We start from the raw sequence: 15367 nt of genomic DNA, 5'->3' as shown, positions 1-15367 counted from the left end.
CGCAAGGGCAGTTCAATGCTAACCGGCAGCGTCGGCGGAAGGACTGCCCAATACGCTCCGTAATCGACCGAGCCGTCGCCAACGGCACAGAATGCCCACCCTGCATCGGTGCTGATGACGTCTTTCAGATGAGCATGACCAACCGCATCGAGGGCCGCCGCGATATCCTGCGCCGGCTGCGTCGTCTCATCGCTATAGGTGAAGACGTTTCCGGCGTCGTGGTTCAGGCAGACATGCCGCGATCCGATTTCACGGATGAGGCTTGCCCCCAATCGAGCGTTGCCAAGCAAATCGCCTTTGCCCTGCCCAGGGTTCTCGAGCGCGAGCACGATGCCGGCCTGTTCCAGCCTCGGCAGGACGGCATCGATCGTTCTGCGGATGTCAGCCCGATTTGTCATCGGGCCGGCATTGGTCATCAGGAACTTTGCGCCAAGCCCGGCTGCAAAGGTCACTCGTCGAGACAATGCATCCAGCGCATCCGGGCCTGACAGGTCGAGATGACCCGATACGGCATTGATCCCAAGCCCGGCATTGTCCGCTGTCTGACGCAGCTTCGAAGCCTTACCGTCGGCAAACATGCTTTCATCGAAATCGACATAGCCGCGAATGAAGGCCGGCTCGACATGGCCGCCGCCAGCCGCCGCGATCTCCTCGATGGCCAGTTCCATGGAATAGCCGTCGAAGAGCGCGGTCGATACCGAGATGATCCGTGGCGACGACAATGGCGCTCAGGCTCCCTTGCCGTAGACGATCAGTTCGGAGGCTTCCTTCACCTTGGCCGGCGACAGCGCCTCGCGCCAATCGTCGCGGACGACGACACCCTTGGCGAACCGCATGAGACGCAACGCCGCATCGGATGGCACTTTCGGGGAGAAGCCGAACCACATGGCGATCTCGACATTGAGGTGGCCAATCAGAAAGTCGAGGGCGGCCTTTCTGGGAATGCCGTATTTGCGTTCGCATTCCTCCACAGCCTCGACCATGGTGTCGACGAAGGGCATGGCAATCATCTCGGACAGGCCCGGCTCGAGGATCGCCAGCTGTTCGACCGTGACACGGTGGCTGTCGATGATCGGCGACCACATCGCCTTGCACACCTCTTCGCCAAGCGCGTAGTGCTCTTCCGGGCCCTGCATCAGGGCGCAGACGATCGACTGCCGGGCGATGCCGCCATGATAGTCGCGGCGCGCCGCCCACTCCGTCTCGTCGCCGAACAAAGGCGGATGGCAGGGATGGCCGACAAAATAGGTCAGATCCGGGCGATCCCTGGGCAGGTCGCCGGCATAAGGCGCGGCGGCATCGAGAATGAGAAGCATCGCGCCGCTGGCGAGCATCGGCGAGATCTGCCGTGCGACCTGGCCGATGATGTTGTCCGGCAAGGCCATGACCACGACCTTGGCGCCGGGCACGCCCTCTTCCATGGAAACGGCGCTGATGCCGGCCTCCGACAGTCGCTTGCGGCCGGCGTCGCCGATTTCCACGGCACGGACATCGTAACCCGCTTCGATCAGCTTGCGCGCAACGCGGAAGCCCATCTTGCCGCCAGCTCCCAGCAACGCCACGGATGTTGTCATTCGTTCTCTCCCAATTGCCTTGATTGCGCGCCTGTGGCGCCGATTTTGGCCGAAAGCTTGCGGCGCGGCCTCGATCTCCGGATGTCTGGCGGTCATTCACAGGGACGGCCGCCGCAGCGTCGAAGCCATCTGCRGGCCCACCGAGATTCCGCCGATCAATGCAGCGTCCAGGCTGGACGGACATTCACGAAGACGAGCCTTAGCACCAAAATGATATCATGTCATCACATGAGTTTTAGCACTCAAAAAATTTTGGCTGATCTGGATACTCAGCCGGCCTCGCCGCCGATCAGTTTCGAATAGAGCTCATTGGCGCGGCCAATATGCTCGGCCATAGCAAGGCTCGCGCCTTCCGGATCCCCGCTGGCGATCGCCTTGTAGATGCGTTCGTGCTCCTCGACTGTCAGGCGTTCAGCACCTTTCACCGCCACAAGGTCGCGCTTGAAGCGGGACAGCCATTCGAGCATTCCCTTCGCCACCGCCGCTATCATCGAATTGCCGCTCATTTCCGCGATGACCGCGTGGAATTCCATGTCGGCGGCGACAAATCGCGCCTGGTCACCCCGGGCATCCCGCAGCTGACGTAGGGTCTCGGCAAGTCGCTCCAGGCTCTTGGCGGTAGCGCGCCGTGTGGCTATTCGTACCAGGCCGGTTTCCAGCAACAGCCTGACTTCCTTGAGTTCTTCGAGGCCACGGGAGTTTGTCGCCAGCATCATGACCATCGCCGCGGAGACCTGATCGACGATCACCTCGGGCGTCGGGTTGATGACGCGCGCACGTTCTCCATGGGAAATCTTGATAAGTCCCATCTGCTGCAGCGTCAGCATGGCTTCACGGATCGACGGCCGCCCCACGCCGATCATCGTCATCAGTTCCTTTTCCGATGGCAATTGCGAGCCGGGGGGAAATTCGGATGTCGAGATCGCGGCCATCAGCCGGTCCAGCACTTCCACATACAGTTTCTTCTTCTGGACCGGTTCCATCCATCCCTCCGCCATTCGCTCCTGGGCATATCGACCTCAAGTCGCAGCGACAGGCAAGGCCCCATGGCTGATTGACATTACATATATGATGACATAATTTCTGCTGGCGATCGATGCCGATAGGCGACGCGACCGGCAAACGGGTTTGCCGGCGCGACCCGGCCCGACTGGCCAAGGCAAGAAAGACGAAACGATCGGCCGCGTTTCGCTCTCGTCAATGCATCAAGTGAGTTCCGGTACCGGCTTGCCTATTTGGTATGCTGGTATAACATGTAGATGGTATGGTGTCTTTCGCGGGACACCGCAACGGGATGGCATGCAAACCGACCATGCTGGTCGGTATTTTTGGGAGGAAGTATCATGAAGTTTGCAATCGTGGCGGCGCTTGCCAGCGCCGCGCTGGGGAGTGTCTTTGTGCTGCCGGCAGCGGCGTCATCGGATGCACCGGTGATCGCGCTGACCAACGCCTATTATGGCAACACCTGGCGGCACCAGATGGTGGAGGCTTTCGAAGCCTCGGCCAAGGAAGCAAAGGCGGCTGGGCAGATCTCCGACTACATCGTCATGAACGGCGATGGCTCGGTGGCGCAGCAGAACAGCCAGATCGCCGAACTGATCCTGAAGAAGGTCGACGTGCTCGCTGTCGACGCCGCCTCGGAAACCGCGGTCAACGGCATCATCGAAAAAGCCTGCAAGGCCGGTATCATCGTCGTTTCCTTCGATTCCGTCGCTTCGGCGCCTTGCAACTACCAGCTCAATTTCGACTTCAAGGGTTACAAGGCAACCCAGGCCGAAGCCGTGTTCAAGATGATCGGCGGCAAGGGCAATGTCATCCAGGTGCGCGGCGTCAAGGGCTCGGCCCCGGACAACGACATGTTCAACGCGCAGCAGTCGGTGCTGGCGAAATATCCCGACATCAAGGTTGTCGCCACCGTCTATGGCCAGGCGACCGCCTCGGTCGCGCAGGCGGCCATCGCCAACGTCCTGCCCTCGCTGCCGCATGTCGATGCGGTGCTCGGCCAGGGCGGCAGCGATGATGTCGGCATCGCCCAGGCCTTTGTCCAGTATGGTGGCGACTATGCCGGCAAGATGCCGATCATCGAAGGCGGCGGCGGTACCGATTTCGTCAAATGGTGGGCCGAAGAGAACGCCAAGAACGGCTACCAGACGGTTTCAATGAACACGACGCCTGGCATTGGCGGCGCTGCTTTCTGGCTCGGTCTGTCCTTGCTCAAGGGCGCCAAGGCGCCGAAGATGATGATCATGCCTGTGGCAACCGTCGATGCCAGCAATCTCAAGGAGTACGCCAAGCTGCCGGGCGGCCAGATCATCAGCCCCAGCTATTCGCTCGATTGGGTCAAGCAGAACCTGCTGAGCAAGTAACGCGACCAGCACAATGGATCGGACGCCGGATGGCGCCCGATCCTTGGCCGTGAAGAAACGGAGGACGAATGTCCCAACTTGCCGTTGCCGATCAGAAGGGTGCAGCCGTCATGGCACCCGTCGCTCGGCAAGAAATTGTCTCGCTTTCACAGATCACCAAGAGTTTCGGGCCGACGCTGGCGAATGCCGAGATCGACCTCGCGGTTTCGGCCGGCGAGATCATCGGCCTCGTCGGCGGCAACGGCGCCGGCAAGTCGACGCTGATGCGCATTCTCTGCGGCACGATGTGGCCGACACTGGGCTCGATCTCCTTCGCCGGCCAGGCACTTGATTTCACCGACTACAACACGGCGGAAGCGCAACGGCGCGGCATCCGCATGGTGCATCAGGAACTGTCGCTGTGCGCCAACCTGTCGGTGGCCGAGAACTTCTTTCTGGAGACGCCGCAAGACGCGGCCAGCCGGCCGGGCTGGCGGAGACTTTACAGGGGCCGTGCCCGCTCAGCGCTGGACGCGGTCTTCCCCGGCAACGGCATCGATGTGGATGCCGATGTCGGCCAGCTCTCCATCGCCGAACGGCAGATGGTCGAGATTGCGCGCGCCGCCGCGACACCCGGCGTCAGGCTCATCGTTCTCGACGAGCCGACCTCCTCGCTCGATCTCGATCGTTCCAGGCAGTTGCGGGCCTTTATCCGCGAGCGGGCCAAGGCAGGCCTCGCCTTCATCTTCATCAGCCACAAGCTGCAGGAGATCATCGACATCGCCGCCCAGGTGGTCGTGCTGCGCAACGGGCGGACCGCCTGGCGCGGCGACGTGGCGGACACGTCGATCGGCAAGCTGGTGCAACTGATGGGCGGCGACGCCAATCCGGTCCACCAGCATGGCGCTACCGCCGTCGGTACCGGGGCAGCGCTGGTGCGTCTGTCCGGAGCCCTGACATCCGAACTCGGCCGTGACATCGAGATCGCGCGTGGTGAAATCGTCGGACTGGCGGGGCTTGAGGGTAGCGGCCAGAAGGACCTGCTGCATGCCATCTTCAAGCCCGGAAAGGATGCCGCCGTCACCCGGACCGGCGAAGCCGGCTTCATTGCCGGCGACCGCCAGAAGGAAGGCGTGTTCCCGCTGTGGAGCGTGCTGGGCAACATCTCCATCGGCAGCCTCGCACGCCGCCCGGCGCTGGGCCTGGTCTCGGACCGGGTCAACCGTGAAACCGCGGCCGATGCCGCCGGCCGGCTGCGGCTCGACGAAAACCGCTTCGGCTCCAACATTCTCGAGCTGAGCGGCGGCAATCAGCAGAAGGCGCTGGTTGCCCGCGCGCTGGTTGCCGATACGCCGATCATCCTGCTCGATGATCCGACGCGCGGCGTCGACATCGCCACCAAGCAGGATTTCTACCGGCTCTGCAACGACATCGCGCGCAGCGGACGGACCCTTGTCTGGCACACGACCGAGGACGCCGAACTGCTAGCCTGCGATCGCGTGCTGGTCTTCGCCGGCGGGCGGATCGTCAAGGAGCTGACCGGCGCGGCGATCACCGAAGCGGCGATCGTCGGGGCATCCTTCGTCCAGCAGGCGGACAAGGACGCCGACGCCGCGCACGGCAAGGCCAGCGCGGCCGGGCTTGCCCGCAGACTGGTGAACGCGGCTCCCTTCATCGGCCTCGCCGCCGTGCTGGCGGTGATGATCTCGGCCAACCCGGCAGTCGCCTCGTTCTTCGGGCTCGACCTGCTTTTGATGCCAGCGCTGTCGCTGGTGCTGGTGACGGCGGCGCAGATGTTTATCGTCGGCGGCAGCGAAATCGATCTCGGCGTCGGCGCTTTCGCCGGCTTGGTCAGCGTGCTCAGCGCCACGCTGCTCTACGATCAGCCATGGCTCGGCGCGCTGGCCCTGGCAGCGGCGGTCGTTGCCTATGCCGGTCTTGGCGGGTTGATCCAGGCGCGCAAGATCCCGGCCATCGTCGTCACGCTCGGCGCCTCCTTCATCTGGATGGGATTGGGCTATGCGCTGCAGCCGACGCCGGGCGGCGCCAGTCCTGAATGGCTGACGGCGCTGTTCGGCTGGTCGCTCGACTTTCTGCCGACATCGATCATCCTCATCGCCGCGGTCGCCCTGGTGGTGTTGGTGATCGACCGGCTGCCGCTTGGCGTGGTGCTGCGCGGCTTCGGCAACAATCCGACGGCAATGATCCGTTCGGGCTGGTCGCCGACCCGCTACGCGCTGGTGCGCTATTTCATCGCCGGGCTGTTCGCGGCGGCCGCCGGCCTGTCGCTGACGGCGATCAACACGGCGAGCGACATCAATTCCGGCAATTCGTTCACGCTGCTCAGCGTCGCCGCCGTGGTGATGGGCGGCTGCTCGCTGCTCGGCGGCATCGTCTCCCCGGTCGGCGCCATCGCCGGCGCGGTGACGCTGTCGCTGATCGGCGCGCTGCTCGGCACGCTCAATGTAAGCAGCGACTACAACGCCGCGACGCAAGGGCTGATCCTGATCGCGCTGCTGACGCTGCGTGGCCTGACTGCTGACCGCGGGAGCGAACAATGAACGCGCTGTCCGCCTTCACTTTCTGGGCGCAGAGGAACCGCTGGATCTGGGCGGCGATCGGGGTGCTGCTGCTCTGGCTCGTACTCTCCGTGGTCACCAACCGGTTCAGCCTCTCCAGCCTGTCGGGCATCATCCTCTCGGCCTCGTTCCTGACCGTCGTCGGCATCGGCCAGATGTTCGTCGTCACCACCGGGCGCGGCAATATCGACCTCTCCGTCGCTTCGGTGATCACGCTCAGCGCCTTCGTCGCGTTGCTCACCATCAAGGGCCAGGATGCCAACCTCGCCATTGGTGTCGCCGCTGCCGTTGTGCTCGGCCTCGCGGTCGGCCTGCTCAATTCGCTGCTCGTCGTCGGCCTCGGCATTCCGGCGATCATCGCGACGCTCGCCACCGGCTATGTGCTGGCAACTGCGACGTTGCTATCGAACAAGGCAATTTCCGGCTTTGCCGTCAGCCCGGCGCTGAAAGGCCTGGCGACCGGCCGCATCTCGGGTGTTCCGATCATGGCCATCATCGCCATTCTCGGCGTGGCGATCGCCTCCTTCGTGCTGCGCTACACCGTGTTCGGCCAGCTGCTGTCGGCGGTCGGCCAGAACCGGACCGCTGCCCGGCTCGCCGCCATCAACAACGGCCGGGTGATCGCGGCGGCCTTCATCATCTCGTCGGTGCTGGCCTCGCTCGACGGCCTGCTGCTCGGCGCTTACATCGGCGGCGCCTTCCTCGAAATGGGTCAGCCCTATCTGCTGCAGTCGATCGCCGCGGTGGTGCTCGGCGGCACATTGATCTTCGGCGGCTCGGCGACGGCGCTGGGCACGCTGTTCGCCAGCATCCTGCTCATCCTGATCGTCACCACCATGCAGATCATCGGACTGCCTCCCGGCGCCCAGGACATCGTCCAGGGCATCGTCGTCATCTTCGTCCTGGCGCTGGCGGGCAGACAGGCATTGGCGCGGCGCGCCACTGTCGATCCCACGGACGCCGCGACAGCGAAGACGGAGCCAGGCGCTGCCGCGCCCCTGCCGAAGTGACGAACACAAAACCAATGAATCCTCTTGCCAAATTCTGGTAGAGTGATCATACCAGTATATAAGATGACGATCGCGAGACGATCGCCTATGGATCAAGGAGCAAGGTCAGATGACAACGATTGCGCTGTTCGGTGCGGGCGGCAAAATGGGCTATCGCCTGTCGACCAATTTTCGCGGATCGGACTACACGATCCGCCATGTCGAGATCAGCGAAGCGGGCAAGGAGCGGCTGAAGACCGGTCTGGGCTTCGATGCGGTCGGCGTCGATGAGGCGCTCAAGGGCGCCGAGGTGGTAATCCTGGCGGTGCCGGACACGCATATCGGCAAGGTCGCCGCCAGCATCGAAAGCAAGCTTGCCGCAGGCACGATGGTGATCGTACTCGATGCCGCGGCCCCTTTCGCCGGGCACCTGCCTGATCGTGCCGACCTGACCTATTTCGTCACCCATCCCTGCCATCCGCCGATCTTCAACGACGAGACCGACATGGCCGCCAAGAAGGACTTCTTCGGCGGCGTCAAGGCCAAGCAGCATTTCGTCAGCGCGCTGATGCAAGGGCCGGAGGCGGACTACGCCAAGGGCGAGAAGATCGCCCAGATCATCTGGGCGCCGGTGATGCGCTCGCACCGCGTCACGGTCGAACATATGGCTCTGCTCGAGCCCGGCCTTTCGGAGACGGTGTGCGCTTCGCTGCTCGTCGTCATGAAGGAAGCCCTCGACGAGGTCGTGGCGCGCGGCGTCGACCGGCAGGCCGCACTCGATTTCCTGCTCGGCCACATGAACGTGCTCGGCGCCGTCATCTTCGGCGAGACCAAGGGCGTGTTCTCCGATGCCTGCAACAAGGCCATCGAATTCGGCAAGCCGGTGCTGATGCGCGACGACTGGAAGCGCGTCTTCGAGCCGGAAGAAATCGCAGCCAGCATCCAGCGCATTACCTGAGGGGCTCCGTCTTCCCCTTCTCCCCTTGCGGGAGAAGGTGGATCGGCGCGCAGCGCCGAGACGGTTGAGGGGTGTTCCAGCGGAGTGAGGCGTTGGTTTTCCCTTGAGCACCCCTCATTCGTCGCCTTCGGCGACACCTTCTCCACAAGGGAGAAGGAAGAAACACCGGACGCTGAGATACTGATCATCTTAATTAGTGGTTGACTCATTATACCAGTTGGCTAAGCTACTCCTGCACCGGATTGAAGCCGGGACGAGCGGAGGATGGCGGGGAACGGGAGCGAAAATCGGTTCGGTTGGAAAGTCGGGAAGCGGCTTTCCCTGACCGAGCGCGCGCTGCCCGCACTGCCTGATGAATTCAAATGCAGACAATGGCCTCGGTTGGTCGGGGCGATGTCTTTTCAACGGGAGGACTTCATGAAACTCACTCGCAGAATGACGCTTGCGGCTTTCGCCAGCGTGCTGGCACTTGGCACGGCGGCGCCGGCCTTCGCGGCCGACCTGATCGCCATCATCACCCCCTCGCACGACAATCCGTTCTTCAAGGCGGAAGCCGTCGGCGCCGAGGCGAAGGCCAAGGAACTCGGCTACGAGGCACTGGTGCTGGTGCATGATGACGACGCCAACAAGCAGTCCGAACTGATCGACACCGCGATCGGCCGCGGCGCCAAGGCGATCATCCTCGACAATGCCGGCGCCGACGCCACCGTCGCCGCCGTGCAAAAGGCCAAGGACGCCGGCATCCCCTCCTTCCTGATCGACCGCGAGATCAACGCCACCGGCGTCGCCGTGGCGCAGATCGTCTCCAACAACTACCAGGGCGCCCAGCTCGGCGCGCAGGAATTCGTCAAGCTGATGGGCGAGAAGGGCAATTTCGTCGAGCTGGTCGGCAAGGAATCCGACACCAATGCCGGCATCCGCTCSAAGGGCTATCAYGAYGTCATCRACGAYTATCCRGACCTGAAGATGGTSGCSCAGCAGTCGGCCAACTGGAGCCAGACCGAGGCCTATTCCAAGATGGAATCGATCCTGCAGGCCAATCCCGACATCAAGGGCGTGATCTCCGGCAACGACACGATGGCGATGGGCGCCTATGCGGCGCTCGCCGCGGCGAACCGCAAGGATGTCATCGTCGTCGGCTTCGACGGCTCCAACGATGTGCGTGACTCCATCACCTCGGGCGGCATCAAAGCGACGGTGCTGCAGCCGGCCTATGCCCAGGCGCAGATGGCGGTCGAACAGGCCAACGACTTCATCAAGAACAAGAAGTCGCCCGAGAAGGAAAAGCAGCTGATGGACTGCGTGCTCGTCAATGGCGACAACGCGGCCAAGCTGGAAACCTTCGCGCTGAAGAACTGAACCGGCGCAATGCAATCCGCGAGGGGCGAACCTAGGGTTCGTCCCTCGTCTCCATTTCCCTGGGATGCTTGACCGCGATGCCGAAGAAGTTGACCTGGCTGACCCTTGTCGCGCTCGCCGGCCTTAGCCTCGGCGCCTGCAAGATTCTGCCGACGCCCTCCGCGCAAGACGGCGCCAATGCGTCCGGCTTCAATCCGGACAAGATGGTCGAGGATATCTGGGTGGCGAAAGTCATTCCGTATTTGAAAGAGAAGGCCGGGCCGTTCGCCGAGGTCCATGCGCTGGCGAAGACCGATCAGGCGGCAGCCGGCGCCAAATACGGCAACCCCAAGAAGCAGGCGAATTCGCCGTGGACCTTCGCGGTCCGCGTCGAAGGCAAGATCATCGCCGCCAACACGCAGTCGCGCGCGGCAACGATCGATATAGACGTCGACGGCGACGGCAAGGCGGATGCGCGGGTGCAGATCGGGCCGGCGATACGCGGAACCGCGCTCCGCGACAGCCTCGACTTCGTCCAGTTCAACGACTTCACCAACCAGATCGACTTCGCCCAGTTCGGCAAGGCGTTCAATGCCTATGCCGACAAGACCGTGCTGTCCAAGCTGCCGCGCGAGGCGCTGGAGGGCCGCACCGCCAAGGTGCTCGGTGCCTACACGATCGAAGGCGGCCAGGACCTGCCGCTGGTGACCCCGGCGGAGGCCGAGATCGGGCCGAAGCCATGAGCACGGCGACCGGTCACGACATCATCCTGAAGCTGGAAGACGTCTCGAAAGTCTATGCCGGCACCGTCGCGGTCAAGCAGGCCAATTTCGAGGTGCGCAAGGGCGCGGTCAATGTGCTGGTCGGCGAAAACGGCGCCGGCAAATCGACGCTGATGAAGATCATCGCCGGCGTCGAGCAGCCGACGGCCGGCCGCATCCTGCTCGACGGCAACGAGGTTTCCTTTTCCTCGTCCGGCGACGCGGTGAATCGCGGCATCGGCATGGTGTTCCAGGAGTTGAACCTGTTCGGCAACATGACGGTTGCCGAGAACATTTTTGCCACGCGCGAGATCACCAACCGGTTTCGCAAGATCGACCGCAAGGAACAGGAACGGCGGGCCGGTGAATTCCTCGATCGGCTCGAAGCCGGTATCCGWCCGGACATGCTGGTCGAGGATCTGCGCATCGGCCAGCAGCARCTGGTCGAGATCGCCAAGGCSGTYTCGCTCGAYGCGCGMATCCTGATCATGGACGAGCCGACCTCGGCGCTAAGTGCCGCTGAAGTCGAGATCCTGTTCAAGGTGATCGCCGACCTCAAGGCGCGTGGCGTCGCGATCGTCTACATCTCGCACCGGCTCGAGGAATTGATCCGCATCGGCGACTACATCACCGTGCTGCGCGATGGCCGCATCACCGGCCAGGAGGAGGTGAAAAACGTCGACACGCAATGGATCGTGCGGCAGATGATCGGCTCGGACGCCAAGGATTTCGCCAAGGCCGACGGCCATGTGCCGGGCGAAGAGATCTTCCGCGCCGAGGACATCTGCCTGCCACGCGCCACCGGCGGATTGGCSGTCGACCACGTCTCGCTGTCGCTGCGCGCCGGCGAGATTTTSGGCATCTACGGCCTGATGGGCGCCGGSCGCAGCGAGCTGTTCGAYTGCATCATGGGCCGCCAYGGCCATGCCAGTGGCAAGATCTTGATCGAGGGAAACCACATCAGGGAACGCGACACGACGCGGCGCATCCGGCGCGGTCTGGCGCTGATCCCGGAAGACCGCCAGCGCGAGGGCCTGGTGTCGATCCTCTCGGTCGCCAGCAACCTGACATTGGCCAGCCTTTCGCGCTTCGTGCGCCTGTTCCACATAAGAGGCAGTGCCGAGCGGCAGGCCGTGGTGCAGATGGTGCGGGAGCTGTCGATCAAGGTCGCCGACCCGGCGCAGGAAGTCTCGTCGCTTTCCGGCGGCAACCAGCAGAAGGTGGTGATCGGCAAGGCGCTGCTCACCGGACCGAAGGTGCTTTTGATGGACGAGCCGAGTCGCGGCATCGATGTCGGCGCCAAGGCCGACGTCTTCCGCACCATGCGCAAGCTGTCGCGCGATGGGCTGGGCATCCTCTTCGCCACGTCCGACCTCGACGAGGTGATGGCCCTATCCGACCGGATCGCGGTGATGAGCAATGGCAAACTGACTGGGATGTTCGACCGCGCCGAGGCGACCGAAGCCGCGATCGTCGCCGCGTCGGCGCTCGGCCACGGACCTGCCCATCTTGCCCCCGCATATGGAAAGCAAAGCTGATGACTGACATTCCGGCCAGGGCGGCTCACGCATCGGCCTCCAGCGGCTCCGCGTTGCTGACGCTGATGAAGCTCAGGACCTTCATCGCACTGATCGCCGTGCTGGTGTTCTTCTCCATCGCCGCGCCGAATTTCCTGTCGGCCGCCAATCTGATCCTGATGGCCAAGCATGTGGCGCTCAACGCCTTCCTCGCCATGGGCATGACCTTCGTCATCATCACCGGCGGCATCGACCTTTCGGTCGGCTCGATCGTCGGCCTGTGCGGCATGGTGGCCGGCTATCTCGTGCTCAACGGCATCGATCTGCAGATCGGCTACACCATCTACTTCAACGTGGTCGAGATCGCCTTGATCACGCTTCTGGTCGGTATTTTGATCGGCGCCGTCAACGGATTGCTCATCACCAGGCTCAACGTCGCGCCCTTCATCGCCACGCTCGGCGTGCTCTATGTGGCGCGCGGCATGGCGCTGCTGTCGTCGGACGGCCGCACCTTCCCCAATCTGGTCGGCAAGCCGGAACTCGGCACCACCGGCTTCGGCTTCCTCGGCGCCGGCCGGCTCGCCGGCTTGCCGGTCTCGATCTGGATCCTGATCGTGGTGGCGCTGGGGGCTGCCTATCTCGCCCGGTACACACCGCTTGGCCGCCACATCTTCGCTGTCGGGGGCAATGAGCGCGCGGCACGGATTTCCGGCGTGCGCGTCAACATGGTCAAAATGTTCGTCTACATGTTCTCCGGCTTCTGYGCGGCGATCGTCGGCCTGATCATCTCGTCGGAGCTGATGGCCTCGCATCCGGCGACGGGCGAAAGCTTCGAACTGAACGCCATTGCAGCGGCGGTGCTTGGCGGCACCTCGATGTCGGGCGGCCGCGGCACGATCGGCGGCACCATCGTCGGCGCCTTCGTCATCGGCATCCTGTCGGACGGGCTGGTGATGATGGGCGTCAGCTCCTTCTGGCAGATGGTGATCAAGGGCCTCGTCATCATCGTCGCCGTCGTCGTCGACCAGGCGCAGCGCCGGCTGCAGCAGCGTGTTACCCTGATGCAGATGGCGAAGGCTGGTTGATCATGGCGAGTTTGAGCGGAGCGCTGATCGGCTGCGGCTTCTTCGCCGTCAACCAGATGCATGCCTGGCGCGACATCGAGGGCGCCTCCATCGTCGCCATCTGCGACCGCGATCCCGAACGGTTGCGGATCGTCGGCGACCAGTTCGGCATTTCCAAGCGCTACACCGACGCAGCGGCCCTGTTCGCGGCCGAGACGCTCGACTTCGTCGACATCGCCACCACCGTCGGCAGCCACCGGCCACTGGTCGAGATGGCGGCCGCCCACCGCATCCCGGTGATCTGCCAGAAGCCGTTCGCACCGACGCTCGCCGATGCCAAGGCGATGGTCGCGGCCTGCGCCACGGCCAGCGTGCCGCTGATGGTGCATGAGAATTTCCGCTGGCAGTCGCCGATCCAGGCGGTGCGCGCCGTGCTCGACAGCGGCGAGATCGGCACGCCGTTCTTTGGGCGTATCTCCTTCCGCTCGGCCTATGACGTGTTTTCCGGCCAGCCCTACCTGGCGACGGGAAAACGCTTCATCATCGAGGATCTCGGCATCCATATCCTCGACATCGCCCGTTTTCTCCTCGGCGACGTCTCGAGCCTCACCGCCCGCACCGCACGCGTCAACCCGGCCATCGCCGGCGAGGATGTCGCCACCATGCTGATGGATCACAAGAGCGGCGCCACTTCAGTGGTCGATTGCAGCTATGCGACCAGGCTTGCCGTCGAGCCGTTTCCCGAAACGCTGATGGAGATCGACGGCAGCGACGGCACCGTGCGGCTGGCGCAGGGATACCAGCTCACCGTCACCGGCAAGAGCGGCACGACGGTCACCGACATCTCACCGCCGCTGCTGCCCTGGGCTTCGCGGCCATGGCACAACATCCAGGAGAGCGTGCAGGCGATCCAGCGGCACTGGGTCGACTGCCTTGCATCAGGCAAGGAGCCGGCAACCTCGGGCGCCGACAACCTCAAGACATTCGCGCTGGTCGAGGCAGCCTATGCCGGTGCCGCAAGCCGGCAACCGGTGCAGATCGACGACCTGCTGAAATGACCGCGGATCGCTTCCTCCTCTGCGGCACACGTGCGGTGGAAGCCGAACCGATCCGGCTCAGCGCCGGGCCACTCAGCGCCGATTTCGTCAACGGCAATCTGCGTACCATCCGCCATGGCGGCACGGAGGTGCTGCGCGCCATCGCCTATATCGTGCGCGACCGCGACTGGGGCACGTACGAGCCAACGCTGGCGGATTTGACCATCGACCAAAGTACCGATGCTTTCTCCGCCAGCTATACAGCAAGCTGCACCGGGCCGGGCGGAAGCCGGCTCGTCTTCCGCGCCACCATCAAGGGTTCGGCGGACGGACAGCTGGCGTTCGACGTCAGCGCGCTGCCCGATAGCGATTTCGAGACCAACCGTTGCGGCTTCTGCATCCTACATCCGATCACCGGCCTTGCCGGCAGCCCGGTGACGGTGGAGCACACCGACGGCAGCGTGGTGGACACGAAACTGCCAGACCTGATCGACCCCTGGCAGCCTTTCAAGGATTTGCGTGCCATCACGCATGAGGTGCGTCCGGGCGTCAGCGCCGAATGCCGGATGGAAGGTGACGTTTTCGAGATGGAGGACCAGCGCAACTGGTCCGACGCCTCCTACAAGACCTATGTGCGGCCGCTGGCGCTGCCATGGCCCTATGTGCTGCGGGCCGGCGAAACCAACCGCCAGACGATCAGCCTGCGCATTGCCAGCGACGGCAAGACGCCGGCTGCAGCCGAGGCGTCCGGCGCGGTCCGCGTGACGCTTGGCAAGCCCGGTCCGGCGCTGCCGGATGTCGGCGTGATCATCTATCCCGGCGAAGTCGAGACGGCGCTGGCGAACCTCGCCACCTTGTCGGCGCTCGGTCCGCAACAACTGCTGTTGCACTACGATCCTACACGCGGTCACGGGCTCGACGCCTTGCGCTCTTTCGCCCTGCTCGCCGACGCCTATCCCGCTCGGACAACGCTCGAATGTGTGGTCGCCTGCAGCGGCGATCTCGATGCCGAACTCGCAGAGGTCGCCGACATGGTGCGCCGGGCAGGGTTGCGGCTCGATGCCGTCGCCGTGTCGCCCTCGGTCGACCGGCAATCGACACCGCCGGGCAGTGCCTGGCCGCCCTGCCCGCCGCTCGAAGATGTCTATGCCGCGGCGCGGCGCGCCTTTCCCGATATCCGTCTCGGCGGCGGCATGTTCAGCTAT

Annotated in this window: 13 protein-coding genes; 10 read left to right on the top strand and 3 right to left on the bottom strand. The window is 63.9% G+C overall.

What is annotated here, in order from left to right; genetic code table 11:
- The 3 genes from AC1DX0_RS18385 to nanR all read right to left on the bottom strand — a co-directional run.
- The coding region (locus tag AC1DX0_RS18385; protein ID WP_477356349.1) for a sugar phosphate isomerase/epimerase family protein at positions 1 to 668 on the bottom strand (668 nt) is incomplete at its 3' end.
- A 60-nt stretch (positions 669 to 728) separates the two neighbouring features.
- On the bottom strand, positions 729 to 1574 hold the full coding sequence (locus AC1DX0_RS18380) for a phosphogluconate dehydrogenase C-terminal domain-containing protein (RefSeq protein WP_477221072.1): 846 nt from the start codon (positions 1572 to 1574) through the stop codon (positions 729 to 731).
- Positions 1575 to 1843: 269 nt separating this feature from the next.
- On the bottom strand, positions 1844 to 2557 hold the full coding sequence (gene nanR, locus AC1DX0_RS18375; protein ID WP_027041306.1) for a transcriptional regulator NanR: 714 nt from the start codon (positions 2555 to 2557) through the stop codon (positions 1844 to 1846).
- A gap of 360 nt (positions 2558 to 2917) precedes the next feature.
- On the opposite strand from nanR, the gene AC1DX0_RS18370 reads away from it, so the two are divergent.
- The 10 genes from AC1DX0_RS18370 to AC1DX0_RS18325 all read left to right on the top strand — a co-directional run.
- Complete coding sequence (locus tag AC1DX0_RS18370) at positions 2918 to 3940, top strand: substrate-binding domain-containing protein (protein ID WP_477221071.1); 1023 nt, start codon at positions 2918 to 2920, stop codon at positions 3938 to 3940.
- A gap of 68 nt (positions 3941 to 4008) precedes the next feature.
- Entirely contained in the window at positions 4009 to 6480 is a 2472-nt protein-coding gene (locus AC1DX0_RS18365; protein ID WP_477221070.1) for an ATP-binding cassette domain-containing protein, read from the top strand.
- The gene (locus tag AC1DX0_RS18360) at positions 6477 to 7508 is read left to right on the top strand and encodes an ABC transporter permease (RefSeq protein WP_477221069.1); all 1032 of its coding nucleotides are present in this window, start codon (positions 6477 to 6479) and stop codon (positions 7506 to 7508) included. The genes AC1DX0_RS18365 and AC1DX0_RS18360 overlap by 4 nt, the downstream gene beginning before the upstream one ends.
- A 109-nt stretch (positions 7509 to 7617) precedes the next feature.
- Positions 7618 to 8445, top strand: a complete 828-nt coding sequence (locus tag AC1DX0_RS18355; protein WP_477221068.1) for a phosphogluconate dehydrogenase C-terminal domain-containing protein — start codon at positions 7618 to 7620, stop codon at positions 8443 to 8445.
- Between the two features lie 417 nt (positions 8446 to 8862).
- Positions 8863 to 9804 carry a substrate-binding domain-containing protein gene (locus AC1DX0_RS18350; protein ID WP_477356347.1) on the top strand — a complete coding sequence of 314 codons (942 nt, stop codon included), beginning with the start codon at positions 8863 to 8865 and terminating at the stop codon, positions 9802 to 9804.
- A gap of 77 nt (positions 9805 to 9881) precedes the next feature.
- A complete protein-coding gene (locus tag AC1DX0_RS18345; protein WP_477221067.1) occupies positions 9882 to 10526 on the top strand; it encodes a DUF2291 family protein in 645 nt (214 codons plus the stop codon).
- Positions 10523 to 12082, top strand: a complete 1560-nt coding sequence (locus AC1DX0_RS18340) for a sugar ABC transporter ATP-binding protein (RefSeq protein ID WP_477356345.1) — start codon at positions 10523 to 10525, stop codon at positions 12080 to 12082. The genes AC1DX0_RS18345 and AC1DX0_RS18340 overlap by 4 nt, the downstream gene beginning before the upstream one ends.
- On the top strand, positions 12082 to 13146 hold the full coding sequence (locus AC1DX0_RS18335; protein ID WP_477221065.1) for an ABC transporter permease: 1065 nt from the start codon (positions 12082 to 12084) through the stop codon (positions 13144 to 13146). Before AC1DX0_RS18340 ends, AC1DX0_RS18335 begins: the two co-directional genes overlap by 1 nt.
- A gap of 2 nt (positions 13147 to 13148) precedes the next feature.
- A complete protein-coding gene (locus AC1DX0_RS18330; protein WP_477221064.1) occupies positions 13149 to 14183 on the top strand; it encodes a Gfo/Idh/MocA family protein in 1035 nt (344 codons plus the stop codon).
- A partial coding sequence (locus AC1DX0_RS18325; protein ID WP_477356343.1) for a D-apionate lactonase family protein occupies positions 14180 to 15367 on the top strand: 1188 nt, incomplete at its 3' end. The genes AC1DX0_RS18330 and AC1DX0_RS18325, both read left to right, overlap by 4 nt.

Source organism: Mesorhizobium sp. P3_A9 (assembly GCF_056402975.1).
This window is presented reverse-complemented; position numbering and strand designations above follow the sequence as displayed.

What these genes read in the sequence shown, in the direction of transcription:
- AC1DX0_RS18380 (WP_477221072.1), bottom strand. Translation starts at nt 1,574, where the DNA reads ATGACAACATCCGTGGCGTTGCTGGGAGCTGGCGGCAAGATGGGCTTC.
- nanR (WP_027041306.1), bottom strand. Translation starts at nt 2,557, where the DNA reads ATGGAACCGGTCCAGAAGAAGAAACTGTATGTGGAAGTGCTGGACCGG.
- AC1DX0_RS18370 (WP_477221071.1), top strand. Translation starts at nt 2,918, where the DNA reads ATGAAGTTTGCAATCGTGGCGGCGCTTGCCAGCGCCGCGCTGGGGAGT.
- AC1DX0_RS18365 (WP_477221070.1), top strand. Translation starts at nt 4,009, where the DNA reads ATGTCCCAACTTGCCGTTGCCGATCAGAAGGGTGCAGCCGTCATGGCA.
- AC1DX0_RS18360 (WP_477221069.1), top strand. Translation starts at nt 6,477, where the DNA reads ATGAACGCGCTGTCCGCCTTCACTTTCTGGGCGCAGAGGAACCGCTGG.
- AC1DX0_RS18355 (WP_477221068.1), top strand. Translation starts at nt 7,618, where the DNA reads ATGACAACGATTGCGCTGTTCGGTGCGGGCGGCAAAATGGGCTATCGC.
- AC1DX0_RS18345 (WP_477221067.1), top strand. Translation starts at nt 9,882, where the DNA reads ATGCCGAAGAAGTTGACCTGGCTGACCCTTGTCGCGCTCGCCGGCCTT.
- AC1DX0_RS18330 (WP_477221064.1), top strand. Translation starts at nt 13,149, where the DNA reads ATGGCGAGTTTGAGCGGAGCGCTGATCGGCTGCGGCTTCTTCGCCGTC.